Raw genomic sequence first — 17,876 nt, 5'->3', positions numbered from 1 at the left:
TATCTCATGAATATTTTTACTCAATTAAGAAACACAAAAAACTTAACTAATAACGAAAAGCAAATAGTTGATTTTATCTTAGATAATCCTAATGCTTTTTTAAATATGAGCTCTGAGCAAATTTGCAAAGAATGTTTTGTCTCTACAACAACTTTATATCGTTTATGCCAAAAATTTAATCTATCAGGTTTATCAGACCTTAAAGTTAAAATGTCTGGCTCAATAAATAGTTATCTAAAAGAAAATAAAGATTTTGATTTTGACTTTCCTGTTAAACAGAACCAAAGCCACTATGAAATACTTACAAAGATAAGAGAAGATTATGACCAAACATTATTATCAACATTTAATCTATTCAATCTAGAACAATTAAGACTTTCTGTTAATGCCATGAAAAAAGCAAAACAAATTGATGTTTATACTTCTGCAGGTAATATATTTTTTGCTGAAAACTTTAAATTTCAAATGCAAGAAATAGGTATTACAATAAATGTGCCAGAAGAAGAATATAACCAAAGATTAGTAGCTTCATGTAGTGATGAAAATCACCTAGCTATAGTAATTTCATTTGGTGGTAGAGGTCTTTTAGTTAATAAGATTATTAAGACTCTAAAAGGAAATAAAACACCAATATTATTGATATCATCGACAGAAGATAGCCCAATTAAGGAATATGCCGATTATCAGTTATATCTATGTTCTAACGAAAATCATTATAATAAAATATCATCTTTCTCAACTAGATTATCATTGCTTTATATATTAGATATACTATTTGCGTGCTACTTCAAAACTGACTATGATAAAAACTTAGAAAAAAAATTAAATTATTATAAAAAAATGATAGAAAGCTAAATAAAGTGCGAGCTAAGTCTCGCTAGTGAAAAGTCGACTCTGTCGAAGTGAAAGGGTACTACGTAGCGGGGAAAAGTTAACTACGTTAAGGGGAAAATGCTACTATAAGTAGCAGAGAAAAGCATTTTATCTCATTAGAGATCTTTTCCCTATTGCCATAGTCAATATTTTCTCCTCAGCTTTAGCTGACTTTTCCCCTTTGACGAAGTCAAACCTTTCACCAAAGAGCTTCGCACTTTATTTCGTTTGCACTTATCTTATTCTTAACTCTACAGTATTAGCTATTAACTAAGCAAAGTTCTGGCATATGCTCATGTAATGATACTGCTATTCCATCTTCTTCATTTGATGAAGTTATTTCATCTGCTATAGCTTTTAAGTCTTCTACAGCATTTGCCATAGCAACTCCGATTCCTGCATATTTAACCATTGATGCATCGTTATGCCCATCTCCAAAAGCAATCATTTCTTCTCTTTTATATCCCATTGGAATTAGGACTGTATCTAAAGCTTTAGCTTTATCAATTCCATTAGCAGTAAATTCAAAATAGAATGGTGCTGTAAACATACAACTTAATTTATCCTTAAAAGGCTCCATCATAGCTTTATAATTTTCTGCTAAATAATCTGCCTCTCCTGCAGTTAAAATTTTATTTAGTGGATAATCAGCAAATGCTGCTAAATCAGCTTTTTCACATAATTTAAACTTTCCTCCACGAGACTCGTATTGAATTATATTAAATGGTTTACCATTAACCTCTATCTCATTATCAAAAACATCATTAACATACATATAATCGCCTTTATCAATCATAGGCTTAACTTTAAATTTTTTCATATGCTCAAGAACAGCTTGTCCCTCTTCTACGGTCATAGTTTGATTGAATAAAACTTCATTAGTCTCACAATCTACTACCTTTGCTCCATTAAAAGAAACTAAAAGACCGTTATGTTTATCCATCTTTAGCTCTTTAGCAAAATCCATTAATCCTGATGTAGGCCTCCCTGATGCTAGTATTAATTTTGCCCCTGCTTCTTGTGCTTTAAGTAAAGTTTCTTTAGTTTTTTCTGTAATTACCTTTTTACTATTAGTTAATGTTCCATCTACGTCCATTATTATTACTTTTATACTCATAATATTATCTATCCCTTCCATTACTAATTATTACAATTGATAGATAAAGAAATTATCTTATATATAAATATTTTGAGGAATTATATCAAAAATATTTATTAGTATGTGCTGTTTACCTTTAATAAAATAATTTTTCTTTATCTATCTCTACAAGAGAAATTATAATTAATATAAAAATAAAATAAATATTTTTGGAATCTAAAGAATTATTTTTTTATTTTTCTATACATATTTATAACTTTTTTGAAAAATCTTTATCATAATATCAACTTTTTCAACCTATTTAATTTATTATAAAGAAAAGACTATTATCTTAAGAAATAATAGAGATATTATTAACTTTATTAATAGTTACCATAGATTAAATTAAATTCTTATTAGCAGAATAACTAATAAGAATTTTTTCATAATCATACCTAATTTAACATAATAATTTAATTATTTGCACAAAATACTTTTAATATTACTACACACTAAATATATTTTCTCGCTGACTATCAATTTAATAGGCACATAATAAAATCAAAGGAGTGTTTTCAAATGTTTAAAGTAGATAGACACAAGTGTATAGCTTGTATGCAATGTATTAAGGATTGCCCTGCTCGTGTAATTTCATTAAAAGATGGAAAAGCAGATATTAATAATGAAGGTTGTATTAAATGTGGACACTGTATAGCAATATGTCCCGTAGATGCTGTTTCAACAGATGATTATAACATGAACGAGGTAATACCTTATGACAAAGAAACCTTTTCTGTAGACGCTGATAATCTCTTAAACTTTATTAAATTCAGAAGAAGCGTTAGAAGATTTAAAAATAAAGAAGTTGAAAAGGAAAAGATAATGAAAATTATCGAAGCTGGAAGATATACTCAAACTGCAACTAATAGCCAAGACGTTTCTTATATAGTAGTTACTGAAAAACTAAATAAACTTAAAGAATTAGCTTATGAAAGCTTAAAAAGAAAAGGTGAATATATATTGGCAAATTTAACCCCTGAAACAGAACACCTTAAGAGATATGCTAATATGTGGCTATATAGTTATAATGAATTCAAGAAGGACCCAATAAAAAATGATAGACTATTCTTTAATGCTCCTCTTTCAATATTTGTTACTTCACCAAATCCACTAAATGGTGGTTTAGCATGTTCAAATATGGAACTTATGACTGATGCATTAGGTCTTGGAACCTTCTTTAGTGGCTTCTTACAAATTGCTGCTCAAGATAATAAAGAAATACTAGATTTACTTGGAATAAAAGATAGTAAATTAATAATTTCATGTTTAGTAATTGGATACCCTGATGTTAAATATCAAAGAACTGCCCCAAGAAAAACTGCCAATATTAATTGGATATAGCACTATAAGTCGGTATAATATGCCGACTTATCTATCATAATTGCTATTTATTTTAATTTATAATCATAAAATTGAAAAAGAATATCCTAATAAAAGAAGATGATTCATGTTCAATACATAAATCATCTTTTTTATTGCATTACCCCATAAAATTATTATGATTAACTATATAGGGTACATTTTAAATTGTATGAATATATGGTATTTTAATATTATTTAATTCCTGCTAATAATTCTTTAGCCTTACTTATTTGTTCTTTCTTAACATTTATAATATTTTCAGCTACTTTCTTAACTACTTCATTATCGGAATATTTTAAGTAAGTATTTGCTAACGCTATATCTGCTTCATTATTTAAATTCATTATATTTAAATAATTCTTAGCTGGATCTTCATATCTTTCATAAGCATATAAATTATTAAATCTACCTTTAAGTAAACTATTGAACTCTTTAACGTATGCCTCGTTTCCTTTAGTAGGTTTATTCATATCTTTAGCTAAATCTTTTTTTATGATTCTCATTTCTCTTAATTCACCATTTTCAGCTGATAATAAATCATTTGCATATTCAAGTACTTCAGGATTATCAGTATATCCTTGAATAATAGTAGAAAGCTGTATTTCTTCAGTATGTAATGCTATCATCTCATTAATAAAATTATAATCAATGTTTTCAGTAATAGGTAATACCTGCATAGTTTTTTCCATTCTCTTTATTATTCTTTCAGATTCATTATCAAACTCACTATACTTACTTTCTTCCATAACATAACCATTGTTAACTTCTGTCTTTTCTAAAGCATATACTGGTTTAACCATAAAACTAGTAAATAATAAAAGAACTAATAAATACTTTTTCATAATAGTGCCTCCTATAATATAACAATTTATTTTTTTTCATAAAAATACTACTGATATTACTAAACACTAAATATATTTCCCTGCTAATCATCAAATTATTATGTTATAGCAAAATTACAAAAAATTTCCAAAAAAAAATGCTACCTTAAAACAATTTTAACAATAAAATTTTTATTAAAATAACTATTGTTTAACTGTTTTAAGGTAGCTATATATTATTAAGGAGGTATCTGTTAGCATAATAAAACAAAACTATCTTCAATTACTTACCCAACTTTTAAATTCTTCATCGGTAGCAAGAACGTAATGAGTTCCTCCTACATGTTGTTCTTTACCTTTACTATAATCTATTCCACTAGTCTCATAACAATACTCTTCTGCTATTCTCACTTTTTCTACTATAGGATTAGGATGTGGAATAGCTGATATTAAAGATTTTGTATATGGATGTATTGGATTTGAAAATATCTCTTCTGTAGTTCCTGTTTCTAATAGATTTCCTAAATGTAAAACACCAATTCTATCGGAGATATATTTAACCATTGATAAATCATGAGCTATAAATAAAAATGCTATATTTGTTTCTTCTTGTATATCCTTCATTAGGTTTACAACTTGAGCTTGAATTGATACATCTAATGCACTTATAGCTTCATCTGCAATTATAAGTTTTGGATTCATAATAAGAGCTCTTGCTATTCCTATACGCTGTCTTTGTCCTCCTGAAAATTGATGTGGATATCTACTTGCGTGCTCTCTTGATAATCCTACTTTTTCTAATATTTTATATACTTTTTCTTCTCTTTCTTTTTTATCTTTACATAATCCATGAATGTCTAGACCTTGAGCTATTATATCTAAAACCTTCTTACGAGGGTTTAAACATGCCATAGGGTCTTGGAAAATCATCTGCATGTTTGTCCTAAGATGCTTCTCTTCTTTTTTAGAGAGTTTTCCTGTTACATCAACTCCATCAAAGGTTATCTTTCCTCCTGTAGGATTATATAAACGAATAATAGACCTTCCAATAGTAGACTTACCACTTCCTGATTCACCAACAAGTCCATAAGTCTCTCCTTGATAAATATTAAAGGAAACTCCATTAACAGCTCTTACCATAAACTTTTTATTTACTTTAAAATACTGCTTTAAATTTTCAACCTTTAGCAAAGGCTTCTTCTCTTCCATACATGTCCGCCTCCTTTAACATTCTATCTATCTTTAACTTAAGCTCTTCTGGCATATCTATTTTTGGTGCTTTTTCGTGAAGCAACCAAGTTGCTGCATAATGAGTGTCTGAAACTTTAAACATTGGAGGCTCTAATCTATAGTCTATTTTTAATGCATACATATTTCTTGGTGCAAAAGCATCACCTTTAACAGGCATTAAAAGATTCGGTGGACTTCCTGGTATTGTGTACAGCTTATTGTCATCTGTATCTAAATCAGGCATTGCTGATAAAAGTCCCCAAGTGTATGGGTGCTTCGGCTCATAAAATATTTCATCTACCTTACCTTTTTCAACTATTTTACCTGCATACATTACTGCTACATAATCTGCAACCTTTGCCACAACTCCTAAATCGTGAGTTATATATATTACTGATAGATTCATCTTTCTTTGAATATCTTTTATAAGCTCTAATATTTTAGCTTGAATAGTAACGTCTAAAGCTGTTGTTGGCTCATCACATATTAAAAGGTCTGGGTTACAAGCAAGTGCTATAGCTATAACAACTCTTTGTCTCATTCCTCCTGAAAGCTGATGAGGGTAGTTTTTCATACGCTTTTCAGCATCATTTATCCCAACAAGCTTTAATAGCTCTACAGCTCTATCATAAGCTTCCTTCTTAGACTTTTTATAGTGATAAATCATTCCCTCCATTATTTGTTTTCCGATTGTCATCGTAGGGTTTAGAGATGTCATAGGGTCTTGGAATATCATCGCTACCCTCTTCCCATTAATTCTATCTCTCATTTCTTTTTTAGATAGTTTTAATAAATCTACATCTATTTTTTCATCATCCCTATAATAAGTAAAATTAACAGTACCAGAATTTATTTCTCCATTATTGCTTAATATGCCCATAACAGATTTCATTGTAACTGACTTACCACTGCCACTTTCACCTACTATAGCTAATGTTTCACCTCTATATAAATCAAGCTCTACTCCTCTAATTGCATTTACCTTACCTTGTGATGTTGTAAAAGATATGGATAAATCTCTAATTTCTAATACTTTTTCTCTCATCTACATCCACCTCCTACATTTCCTTCATCTTAGGGTCGAAAGCATCACGAAGTCCATCTGCTAGCATATTAAAGCTAAGCATTAATAGTGCTAAAACTACTACTGGTGGTATTATCATATAAGGATGTGTTGTAAATGACTTAAATGCTTCACTTATAAGTGAACCTAAAGATGCCATAGGTGCTGGAACTCCAAGTCCTATAAATGCTAAAAATGCTTCTGTAAATATTGCATTTGGAATTGAGAACATTGTATTTGTAATTATTTGACCAAAAATATTAGGTAATATCTCTTTAAAAATTATAAAGAAATTTCTTGCTCCTAAAGTTCTTGACGCTAATATAAATTCTTGCTCTTTTAATTTTAAAACTTGTGCTCTAGCTATACGACTCATACCAATCCATCCCGTAATCATAAGAGAAAATGTAATTGTTAAAAGTCCAGGCTTTAGTACAATTATAAGCAAAGTAACTATTACAAGATTAGGTATCCCATTTAATATTTCAGCAAATCTTTGCATTGCATTATCAATAGCTCCACCAAAATAACCTGAAATAAGTCCATAACTCAAACCAAAAAGCATATCTATTAAAACTGCAACTAATGCTATATATAAAGATATCCTTGTCCCCATCCATGTCCTAGTAAATATATCTCTACCTAAAACATCAGTTCCAAACCAGTAATAAGTATCTTCAAGTCCTGTAACACTACCATTTGCTGATACATATTTATTAACTTCTACTACCCCTGATGATGTTGTCATCTTTTCACTACCATCAAATATCCCCAACTTCTCTAACCCTGGAATTCTTGGTGCTAAATTTTGATGAGCTATTATTTGAGAGTCATAAGTATGTTCATTTAATCCAACTCCAATTACAGCCATAAATATTATTAAAACTATACATATTAGTCCGATTATTGCACCTTTATTTTTAACAAATCTACTCAATACATCTTTCCAATAAGGTTGACTAGCATAGGTAGTATCAATAGTAGCTACATTTTCTGAACCAACTAATTCAAAATCATCGTCTAAAAAATCTAATTCTATATCTCTTGCAACTACATTACTCATGGTTATCCTCCTTTGCTAATCTTATTCTTGGGTCAATTACTCCGTATAATATATCAACTATAAGCATTATTCCTATATACATTGCACTATAAATAAATGCTAAAGCCATAATTACGTTATAATCATTTGATTGTATAGCTGTAACTAAAAGGCTTCCTATTCCAGGAATAGAAAATATCTTCTCTATAACTAAACTACCTGTCATAAGACCTACAACAAGTGGTGCTAAAACTGTTATTATTGGAATTAATGCATTTCTTAATTCATGTCTAATTATTAATTTTGCTCCTTTTATCCCCTTACTTTCAGCTAAAAGTATATAATCTGAATCTATTACCTCTAGCATCTCTGTCCTTGTAAATCTAGCTATTGTAGCTACTGTAAACATACATAAAGCAATTGTCGGTAATATAGAAGATTTAAATGGTGTTCCGGTAGAATAAAGAAGTGGAAACCATTTTAATTTAAATCCTAAAGAATATGAAAGTGCTAAAGCAAATACATATGATGGTAAGCTAACACCTAAAACTGAGATTATTGTTGTTATTGTATCCCAAATTTTATTATGATTTAGTGCTGCTGTTATACCTAAAATCAATCCTACTATAGTTCCTAAAAGAACTGCTTGTCCTCCTATTTTTAGAGAAATAGGCAATCTTGTTTTAAGTAAAGTTGATATAGGTGTATTTTTAGCTATTGTGTATGAAACTCCAAAGTCACCAGTAATCATGTTCTTCACATAATTGAAAAATCTTATATATATAGGCTGATCTAATCCATATTTCGCATTTAATATAGCTATTTGATCTGCTGTTAATTTTTCATCATTAAATGGAGAGCCTGGCATAAATTCTAGCATTAAAAATAATACTAAAAGGATGGCTAATAGAGTTAACACCGCGATACATATTCTCTTAAACAAATATTTTTTCATCGTGTTTGCCTCCTTTAAACAATATTACAGTGGCTAAACTTAGACCACTGTAACATTTGTTAATACATCTTAATTTTTAGTAGCATTCTTAAATACTCTATTAATACCTACTGAGTGGAACTCAATTCCTGAAACATTACTCTTAATCATTACAGCATTACCTTTTTGGTAAACTGGGAATATAACTGCTTCATCCATTACTACAGCTTCAGCTTCTTTAAGTGCTTCCCATCTCTTTTCAACATCTAATGCTAATTCACCTTTTTTAGCTGATTGAATTACTGCATCATAATCTGGATTTGACCAGAAACCATAGTTGTTAGCACTATCTGTAGTCCACATATCTAAGTAAGTCATTGGGTCTGCATAGTCAGGTCCCCATCTAGTTAATCCTAATTCAAATGTACCTTCTTGCATTCTTTCAACTCTGTTCTTCTTAGGCATAACTTCAAGATTTATAGTAACACCTGGAAGTGTAGTTTGAATTTCTGCTTGAATAAATTGTGCTACATTTTGAGCTGATTCTGTATCTTCAACTATCATTGTATAAGTAAATGAATCTTTACCTAATTCTTCTTTAGCCTTTTCAAAATATTCTAAAGCTTTTACTTTATCACAAGAAAGATAAGTAGGAGTTCCGTCTCTAAAGTCCTTACCATCTGGTCCTGTTGCTAATAATGTTGGTACTGCAAAATCTGCTACTATAGAACCATCTTTTAATATATTATTTACTATCGCATCCTTATCAAAAGACATAGCTAATGCTTTTCTTAAATTTTCATTTTCTAATCCAGCGACAGTTTGGTTAGGAGATATATACCAAAGGTATCCAGCCATTATGTTGTTAAACTCAGAGTCTCCTTGGAATTGCTCTACTTGTTCACCAGAAAGTGTAGCTACATCTAAATCTCCGTTTTGGTAAGCAAGCATAGTTTGTTGTGCATCCTTAATTACTTGATATTTAATACCAGAAAGACTAACTGCATCAGCATCCCAATAGTCTTCATTTTTAACTAACTCTATTGTTGTTGCTGCCGGTTCATATGAAGTAACTTTAAATGGTCCATTACAAAGAATAGTATCTGGACTTGTAGCAAAACTATCACCACATTGATTAAAGAACTCTTCATTTACTGGTAAAAATGAAGGGAAAGACATTAAGCTTTCAAAGAATGGAACTGGAGTATCCAATTCAATTTCTAAAGTCTTATCATCTTTAGCCACAACTCCTAATTCGTCTAAGTCCATTTCTCCAGATGCAATTGCATCAGCATTTTTTATACCTGCAATTCCTACTATAAATGCATATTCACTTGCAACATTAGGATCTACAAGACGCTTCCATGCAAATACAAAATCATTTGCAGTTACAGGGGTTCCATTTGTCCATTTTGCATCTTTTAAAGTAATTGTATACTTTAATCCATCTTCACTCTTTTCAACAGTGTCTGCTAACGCCTTAATAGGTGACCCTGCTTCATCTACAGAGAATAACCCTTCAGTTACTGCAGCTAAAACTTCAAATGAAGTTCCATCTGTTGCAATTTGTGGGTCCATTGATGCTACTTCAACATCGATATGAACCTTTAAACTATCACTACTTTGGCTAGCAGCTCCATCTGTAGATGCTGATTGATTAGAATCTCCAGATGAAGTTCCGCCTGATGATGTACTACTATTTCCACATGATATCAGCCCCAATGACAATGCAGAAACAAGTACCAAGGATAATAATTGTTTAATCTTTTTCATCCTTTTGCCCCCTTATTAATTTTTATAAAAAACAAAACGAGGTTATAGTCTTTTGTTTAAGTCTTAACCCCGTTGTTTATTATATATTATTATAATGAGTTTATTTAATATTTGTCAATAATTTCCATTAGGTTTTTTTAATCTATCAATGATTTTCGTATTACATTATTTTTTTAATAATTTACTTAATACTTTTAATACAAACGTTTTCCAAGACACATTTGTATAATTTTCGTAAATTAATCCTAAAACTTTATAAATCCTTTAAATAACTGATATATTATTCCACAATATTTTAATGAATACTGATATTATCATCTTTATATTATTTCTTACTTTCTATTTTGAATATTGATATTTTTACATTCTTAATCAGTTTTATGTATACACTACAACTATATAATTAATTATTGTAAGTTGGTGAATTTAATTTGAGTAAAATATCAAAAAGAGGTTTTGATTTAAATGATAAAAGATGGTTTTCTGAAAAAGAAATTATTAGACTACGAAAAGCTCACGAAGAAATAAAGTGGCTACTTGATAGAGATTATAAACTTGAATCTATAATAAACTTTGTTGGAAGTAGATATCAATTTTCTACTAGGCAAAGAGATGCTTTAAAACGTGCTACTTGTAGTTCTGCAAATGAACTACTGAGAAAATCTAAAGAAATTAGTATTAATGATATAAAAGGACAATCTCTTAATATAGATGGATTTAACTTAATAATTAATTTAGAAGTTGCATTATCCGGAGGGACCTTAATAACAGGTGATGATGGATTAGTAAGAGATTTAGCTGGACTTAGAGGCACTTATAAGCTTATTGATAAAACTGATATAGCTTTAGACTATATATTTAATTTCTTAAATTCTATAGATATTGAAAGCATTAATATATATTTAGATTCCCCTGTCTCTAATTCAGGAAATCTTAAAATTAAAATCTTTGAATATGCTGAAAAATATAATCTTAATACAAGTGTAGAATTAGTAAATAATGCTGACGTTATTTTAGAAAAATTAAATAACGTAGTTACAAGCGATGCTACTATTCTTGATAAATGTATCAGCCATTTTAACTTAAGCAAAACAATAATAGATAAGTATATACAAGATGCAAATATAATTTCTTTAATATGATTTCTATAACTATATCTTAATTATTAAATATATTTTTACTATTTTAATTTAAACAAATAAGTCAGCATAATTGATATGATTACATAAATATAATCTCATATCTCTATGCTGACTTTATATTTTAACTATTAATTTATTAACTAGAGCCTATCCCCCAATTTGTCCTCTAAGACCTTCGTTTAATACTACTTCTAAAAGCATATCCATATAGTCACTACTTAAAGTTTCCACTCCATCAAGTATATAATTTCTATCTAATCCTGTGTATTTATCTTGACCCATTCGATGATAAGGAAGTAGATGTAATCTTGTTACTCCTTTTAATGTTTTTGCAAATCTTGCAATATCTCTTATTTCTTCCTTAGTATGATTGAATGTTGGAATTACAGGAACTCTTATAATTAAATCAGAGTCTGACTCTGCAATTATTTTAGCATTTTCTAAAATAATCTTATTATCTCTTCCAGTAAACTTCTTATGCTTTTCTGAATTAGTATGCTTAATATCCATCAGAATAGTATCAACTTCTGGAATTATATATTTTACTATATCAGAGTCTACTGCTGCTGTGGTTTCTATTGCAGTAGAAATTCCAATCTCATTACACTCGTGAAGTAAAGCTTTTGCAAATTCAGGCTGACACATACACTCTCCTCCTGATAAAGCTATCCCTCCACCAGAACGTTTATAATATGCTCTGTCTTGCTTTATTTTTTCTAATACCTCTCTTACAGTTACATCCTGTCCTATAATCTTATTCTTTCCAGCTACAATCATATTTTCAATATCAAATCTTTGAGATTCTGGATTACAGCACCATTGACACCTTAAAATACATCCTTTTAAAAATACTATTGTTCTGATTCCTGGCCCATCATGTATTGAGAACTTTTGTATATCAAAAATTCTTCCCTTTACATCTAAATTACTCATATTTTATCTCACCCTTCTAGAAACCTCTTTGTTCTGTACGGTTAATTATGTCATCTTGTAATGACCTAGATAGTGACGTAAACAATGCACTATATCCAGCAACACGAACTACTAAAGTCTTATATTTTTCTGGATATTTTTGAGCTTCAATTAATGTTTCTCTACTTACTACATTAAATTGAATATGACTTCCCTTTTGGTCAAAATATCCTCTAATAAAGTTAACAAAAGCCTCAAGTCCAGTTCTTCCTGCTAAAACTGATGGATGGAATTTTTGATTAAATAACGTTCCATTAGATGCTATTCCATGGTCAAGTCTAGCTACAGAATTAGCTGCTGCTGTAGGTCCATTAACATCTTTACCAGCTGAAGGTGATACACCATCTGCCACTGGGGTATAAGCTAGTCTTCCATCTGGAGTTGCACCTGTTTGTGCTCCTAGAGGTACATTAGCTGAAACTGGATAAAGTCCAGCTTGGTATTGACCTCCTCTTGGATTTTTATAATTTTCTAAAGGTTTAGTATATACATAAGCTACATCTCTAGCAAATTGGTCTACTTCCTTAATATCATTTCCGAACTTAGGAACAGCTTCAATCATTTCTAGTAATTTATCATATTTAGCTTTCTTAGAATTATCTAAACTATCTAATGCAATTGTAGCTGATACTTGTGCAACTACCTCTGCATTTATAGCATGTCCATCATTCTCTAATTCCTTAATAACTTCTCTTGTTAGCTCTTCAACTCTTTCTAAAGATATACCTCGTCCATAATTATTTTCAAGTGCATCCTTATACTCAGCTAATGTTACCTTCTTTTCATCAAAAACTAATTTTTTAATTGCATATAAAGAGTCTGCCATATTTGCAATACCAAACCCTTGAGGCCCTGTAAAGTTATATATTGCTCCACCTTCTTGAACGCTCTTTCCTCTACTTATACAATCATCAACCATTGATGATAAATAAGGTAATGGACACCTTTCCATATGAGCCATATCTATAGAATTGTCTGCATTAACTAATAATTCTATACAATATTTCATTTGCTTTTTATAAGCATCATAAAACTCTTCAAATGTATTCATCTTAGTTACATCACCAGTTTCAACTCCAACAAGCTCTCCTTTATCATAACCATTACTAAATACTAACTCCAATGGTCTACACATATTAAAGAACGCCGCATCATGCCATCCATCTGTCTTTCCAGCCTTTTGAGGCTCAACACAACCTATTATGTTATATTCTCTAGCATCTGCTAAAGTAAGTCCACGATTAAGTAATGATGGAATTATAACTTCATCATTGTAATATGCAGGTAATCCAATTCCTGTACGAGTTAATTTAGCTGCTTTTATTAATAATTCATGAGGACTTCCATTCCATACTCTAACTGATAATGATGGTTGAGGTAGCATTACGTGCATTGATGCTTCAATTGCCATAAAAGATAAATCATTAGTTACATCAATACCTCCTGCATCTTGTCCTCCAACTATCAAGTTTTGGAATAAACCATAACCTGCAAAACCTTCTGCTGAACCAGCATCTCTTACTTTATTTAAATCATTTAATTTTACCCATATACAATCCATTAATTCTTGGGCAAACTCTTTAGTTATTTTTCCTGCATCTAAATCTGCCTTATAATATGGATACATATATTGGTCAAATCTACCTGGAGATATAGAATGTCCACTAGACTCTACTTGAAGTAACATTTGCACAAACCAAAAAGATTGGCATGCTTCATAAAAGCTTCTTGCTCCTTTTGCTGGAACTCTTGCACAGTTTGATGCTATTTGTAATAGCTCTACTTTTCTATTATTATCTTTACATTCTTTAGCCATATTAAGAGCTAATTCAGCATAACGATTAGCATAATCTATTACCGCTTCACAACTTTCTATAACAGATTTTAAGAAGTGACTCCTCTTAGCATAATTTTCATCTGCCACATTACATTTAGAAAGTTCCTCTTTTACCTCTTTTATAATTCCTTCATATCCTACTTCTAAAACCTTTTCATACTTTACTGTAACATGTCCAACTCCATTGTAATAATAATTTCCTGGAGTAAATATGTTATGTTCCATTGCTCTTATAGTTTCATCAGCCATATATGATGTTGCTAATTCACTAGTAGTCTTACCTTTCCAATACTTATAAACTTCTCTTAATATCTCTTTATTATCTTCAGATATGTAAAAAGGATCTGCACTTCTAGTCTCAACAGTGTCAAATTCTTTTTCTAACCATTCATAAGAAAACTCAGGGAACACCTGACAGCTTCTTGGGAATTTAGTAGCGCTTCCTACAATCAATTCATCTTCACGAATAGTTATAGGAATATTTTTTAATATATGAGAAAATGCCTTGGCTCTTCTAACTATTATAGGTTGGCCTTCAGTTTCTTTATACGACTCTGTTAAAAGTACAGCTCTATCTGATTCTATCTCTGGCAACTTCTCGAATAACTTATCTACAAGTTTTTGTATTCTTGGACTTTTATTTATTTCATAAATACTTTGACTCATGTTATCCTCCCATTTGTATATTACCCTTTTCTTTAATTTCAATTTATACCTATACATATTAATATACTCTTTTTTAGAATTTTTTCAATATTTTTACACTAATTATTGTTGTTTTATCTTTGTTTATGTTGTATCTTTTTGGGTATAACAAAAATAAAAACCTCACATTTCTGCGAGATTTTTATTTGCCTATATTATTTTTTGCATTTAATTCGACCATAGTTAATATTAAAAAATATTTTTTTACTCCTCTTTCTTCTTACACTGCTATTTCTTCTTTTTTATTTAATTTAGGTAATTCTATAATTCTATCACACACTCTATTGGCTAATTCAATGTTATGTGTAACTACAAGCATCCCCAATTCATTCTCTTGCGAAGTTTTTAAAAGAAAATTCCATATTTGAGCTTGAGTTATAACATCAAGCATAGTACTTATCTCATCACAAACTAAAAATTTTGTTTCTGGTCCTAATACTCTTGCTATACAAAATCTTTGTAACTCTCCACCGGACAATTCATTTGGCCATCTATTAAACCAAGACTTTTCTATACCCATCTCTTGCAAAATATTATTATCAACTTCCCATGCTTCATTTAATATTTTTGCCATTTTCCATCTTGGATTAACTGACTTTTCAGGATGTTGATAAATCATTTGAATTGGGCAATATACATTCTTCGGAAGTGGCTTACCATCCCATAGAATTTCCCCCTTTTCTGGCTTTATATATCCAGATATTATTTTAGCTAAGGTACTTTTTCCATATCCTGATGGACCAACTAATGCAACTCTTTCCTTTGAATCTATAGTAAAGCTAACATCTTCAAGTATCCAAGGAGAACTTTTATTGTAACGATAACTTACATTTTTAACTTCAAGTAGCATTAATACATCTCACCTCTCCGCCTCTTAATTTTCTCATTTCAATATTTTTATTGCATTCTTCAGTTCTCATATGACATCTATCTCCAAATAGACACCCTGTTGGTAAATTTCCTGCATATGGTTGAAATCCTGGTATAGATTTAAACTTATTTTGTGGTAAAGCATCTATGAATGCCTTACTATATGGATGTCTCAATGCATCTTTCCCTTTTATAAAATCATCTACTTTTGCTATTTCAACTATTGTTCCTGAATAAAAGACAGCTATTCTATCAGCTACATTTAACGCTAAATCCACATCATGAGTAATTAAAAGAATACCACATCCATTATCTGCAATATCTCTAAAATGCTTCAAAGTATCCATTGCTAGTTCTATATTTAAACCTGGAGTTGGTTCATCTGCTATAATTAACTTTGCATCATTCATTACAGCTGTTGCTATTAATACTCTCCTAGCCATTCCCCCCGATAGTTGAAATGGGTATTTGTCTGCAACATTATCTTCTAAATCATATCTTTTAAATATTTCTTTTCGTTTTTTTTCACTTCCATTAATTCCGATAACTTGCTTTCCAATCTTCATTAATGGATCTAAAAATTCTACGGATTGTGGTATAAAAGATATATCTTTTCCTCTAAGCTTTTTTAACTTTTTCTCTGTTAAATTTTCTCCGTAAAACTTTATATCACTTTTTATATTTGAATTGCCTGGAAGTATTCCCATTATTGCATGGGCAAGAAGACTTTTTCCCGAACCGCTTGACCCCACAACCGCTACTATTTCTCCCTTTTTTACATTTATACTTAATTCATGAATAACTTCTAAATCATTTTTATTTAAACCTTTATCATACATATTAAAAGCTACTGATAAATTATTTACTTCTAATGCAAATTCATCATATACACTCTTTGCATTATTCCTCATACCTTCCTCCTTATTAAACTAATATTTATCATAATTAAGAAAATTACCACCATCTCTTAATTATCAATTTTGAAAATTATTCATTACCACTATTCGGATTTATTAATTGTTTAAGATTTTCGCCAATTACATCAAATAGTAATACAACACTCAATAACATAAGCCCTGGGAATAATGCAAGCCACCACTTTCCTGTTGCAATATGTTTCATAGCTTCTGATAATATTACACCAATTGCTGGAACTTCAGCTGGAAGCCCAAACCCTAAAAATGTTATAGATGCTTCATGCATAATAGCATGTGGAAATAATAGAACAACTCCAATTAAATATACTGGAAGAACATGAGGTATAATATGACTTATTGCTACTTGAAATTTACTTTTTCCCATCTTATAAGCTGCTTGTACATATTGTGCAGAGCGAACCTGTAATACCTCAGCTCTAACAAGTCTAGTCAATCCTGTCCAATGAGTTAATGAAACAGCTACAGTAACTCCTACAGCTCCTCTTCCAAGCATAAATGATATTAATATTAATAAAATTAGATGTGGAATTCCCATGCAAAGATCTACACACCAGTTAATAAATCTATCATACCATCCACCTATAATTGCAGATGAAACACCAAATACAAGTGCGATAAATGAACTTACTACAGAGGCAAAAATACCGATTAATATACTATTAGATAATCCCTTAATACATCTCCAAAACATATCTCTTCCCATAAAATCTGTACCAAATAGATGTCCTAAAGAAGGGCTAATAAATTTTGCAGAGTAATCTACAGCATATTTATCTGGATTCATTATTAAACCTACAATCAAAATTGTTACTAAGTAAATCACTGAAATAGTTATATAAAATACTATCCTTTTTCTTCTATTAGAAAATATTTGTATTCTTTTTTTTCCTAAATTAACTGAAGGATTTTTAAGCATGATATCCCTCCTCTTTTAACCTTGGGTCTAAAATTCCATATAATATATTCGCAATTAAATTACCTGCAAATACAAATATAGCACTAAATATTGCAATCCCAAGTAATAGTGGAATGGTCTTATGTCAATATTTTGGACACAAAAAGTCAAACTTTTTTATGCTGCACTTCTAGCTAATAATTCACATTGATCTGGAGTCATGTAATTAATAGAAGAGTGTAGCCTTTTTCTGTTATACCAACCTTCAATATATTTAAAAA

At 30.1% G+C, this 17,876-nt stretch carries 15 protein-coding genes and 1 pseudogene; 3 read left to right on the top strand and 13 right to left on the bottom strand.

Going from position 1 to position 17,876, the window contains the following annotated elements:
- The first annotated feature begins 6 nt into the window (after positions 1-6).
- Entirely contained in the window at positions 7-855 is an 849-nt protein-coding gene (locus ARA56_RS14740; RefSeq protein ID WP_055268037.1) for a MurR/RpiR family transcriptional regulator, read from the top strand.
- A 277-nt stretch (positions 856-1,132) separates the two neighbouring features.
- On the opposite strand, the gene ARA56_RS14735 is transcribed toward ARA56_RS14740, so the two are convergent.
- Entirely contained in the window at positions 1,133-1,993 is an 861-nt protein-coding gene (locus ARA56_RS14735) for a Cof-type HAD-IIB family hydrolase (protein ID WP_055268093.1), read from the bottom strand.
- 537 nt (positions 1,994-2,530) lie between these two features.
- On the opposite strand from ARA56_RS14735, the gene ARA56_RS14730 reads away from it, so the two are divergent.
- Positions 2,531-3,352, top strand: a complete 822-nt coding sequence (locus ARA56_RS14730; protein ID WP_055268035.1) for a nitroreductase family protein — start codon at positions 2,531-2,533, stop codon at positions 3,350-3,352.
- Positions 3,353-3,564: 212 nt separating this feature from the next.
- Here ARA56_RS14730 and ARA56_RS14725 read toward each other — a convergent pair whose 3' ends face one another.
- The 6 genes from ARA56_RS14725 to ARA56_RS14700 all read right to left on the bottom strand — a co-directional run bounded on the left by ARA56_RS14725 (position 3,565) and on the right by ARA56_RS14700 (position 10,236).
- Positions 3,565-4,215 (bottom strand): DUF305 domain-containing protein, encoded by a 651-nt coding sequence (locus ARA56_RS14725; protein WP_055268033.1) that lies wholly within the window; start codon positions 4,213-4,215, stop codon positions 3,565-3,567.
- A 258-nt stretch (positions 4,216-4,473) separates the two neighbouring features.
- Positions 4,474-5,403, bottom strand: a complete 930-nt coding sequence (locus ARA56_RS14720) for an ABC transporter ATP-binding protein (protein WP_055268031.1) — start codon at positions 5,401-5,403, stop codon at positions 4,474-4,476.
- On the bottom strand, positions 5,372-6,469 hold the full coding sequence (locus tag ARA56_RS14715; RefSeq protein WP_055268029.1) for an ABC transporter ATP-binding protein: 1,098 nt from the start codon (positions 6,467-6,469) through the stop codon (positions 5,372-5,374). Before ARA56_RS14715 ends, ARA56_RS14720 begins: the two co-directional genes overlap by 32 nt.
- Positions 6,470-6,482: 13 nt before the next feature.
- Positions 6,483-7,550: an oligopeptide ABC transporter permease gene (gene opp3C / locus ARA56_RS14710; RefSeq protein WP_055268027.1), complete on the bottom strand. Its 1,068-nt coding sequence runs from the start codon at positions 7,548-7,550 to the stop codon at positions 6,483-6,485.
- The gene (locus ARA56_RS14705) at positions 7,543-8,484 is read right to left on the bottom strand and encodes an ABC transporter permease (RefSeq protein WP_055268025.1); all 942 of its coding nucleotides are present in this window, start codon (positions 8,482-8,484) and stop codon (positions 7,543-7,545) included. The genes opp3C and ARA56_RS14705 overlap by 8 nt, the downstream gene beginning before the upstream one ends.
- 69 nt (positions 8,485-8,553) lie before the next feature.
- A complete protein-coding gene (locus ARA56_RS14700) occupies positions 8,554-10,236 on the bottom strand; it encodes a peptide ABC transporter substrate-binding protein (RefSeq protein WP_055268023.1) in 1,683 nt (560 codons plus the stop codon).
- A gap of 431 nt (positions 10,237-10,667) precedes the next feature.
- Here ARA56_RS14700 and ARA56_RS14695 point away from each other — a divergent pair, with 431 nt between their 5' ends.
- On the top strand, positions 10,668-11,378 hold the full coding sequence (locus tag ARA56_RS14695; protein ID WP_055268021.1) for a DUF434 domain-containing protein: 711 nt from the start codon (positions 10,668-10,670) through the stop codon (positions 11,376-11,378).
- A gap of 147 nt (positions 11,379-11,525) precedes the next feature.
- Here the strand turns inward: ARA56_RS14695 and ARA56_RS14690 are convergent, their stop codons facing one another.
- From ARA56_RS14690 to ARA56_RS16980, 6 genes and pseudogenes are all read right to left on the bottom strand, one after another.
- On the bottom strand, positions 11,526-12,311 hold the full coding sequence (locus ARA56_RS14690) for a glycyl-radical enzyme activating protein (RefSeq protein WP_055268019.1): 786 nt from the start codon (positions 12,309-12,311) through the stop codon (positions 11,526-11,528).
- Positions 12,312-12,327: 16 nt separating this feature from the next.
- Entirely contained in the window at positions 12,328-14,853 is a 2,526-nt protein-coding gene (locus tag ARA56_RS14685) for a glycyl radical protein (RefSeq protein ID WP_055268017.1), read from the bottom strand.
- Positions 14,854-15,112: 259 nt separating this feature from the next.
- Positions 15,113-15,742 carry an ABC transporter ATP-binding protein gene (locus tag ARA56_RS14680; protein WP_055268015.1) on the bottom strand — a complete coding sequence of 210 codons (630 nt, stop codon included), beginning with the start codon at positions 15,740-15,742 and terminating at the stop codon, positions 15,113-15,115.
- The gene (locus tag ARA56_RS14675; protein WP_055268013.1) at positions 15,732-16,673 is read right to left on the bottom strand and encodes an ABC transporter ATP-binding protein; all 942 of its coding nucleotides are present in this window, start codon (positions 16,671-16,673) and stop codon (positions 15,732-15,734) included. Before ARA56_RS14675 ends, ARA56_RS14680 begins: the two co-directional genes overlap by 11 nt.
- Before the next feature lie 76 nt (positions 16,674-16,749).
- On the bottom strand, positions 16,750-17,616 hold the full coding sequence (locus tag ARA56_RS14670) for an ABC transporter permease (protein ID WP_055268011.1): 867 nt from the start codon (positions 17,614-17,616) through the stop codon (positions 16,750-16,752).
- A pseudogene (locus ARA56_RS16980) lies at positions 17,609-17,731 on the bottom strand (ABC transporter permease); the annotation flags it as partial. The pseudogene ARA56_RS16980 and the gene ARA56_RS14670, both read right to left, overlap by 8 nt.
- Positions 17,732-17,876: the final 145 nt, after the last annotated feature.

Origin of the sequence: Clostridium disporicum (genome assembly GCF_001405015.1) — a bacterium.
Taxonomy (GTDB): Bacteria; Bacillota; Clostridia; order Clostridiales; family Clostridiaceae; genus Clostridium; species Clostridium disporicum_B.
Note: the sequence above shows the minus strand (reverse complement) of the source record. Positions and strands in the feature narration are given on the sequence as shown.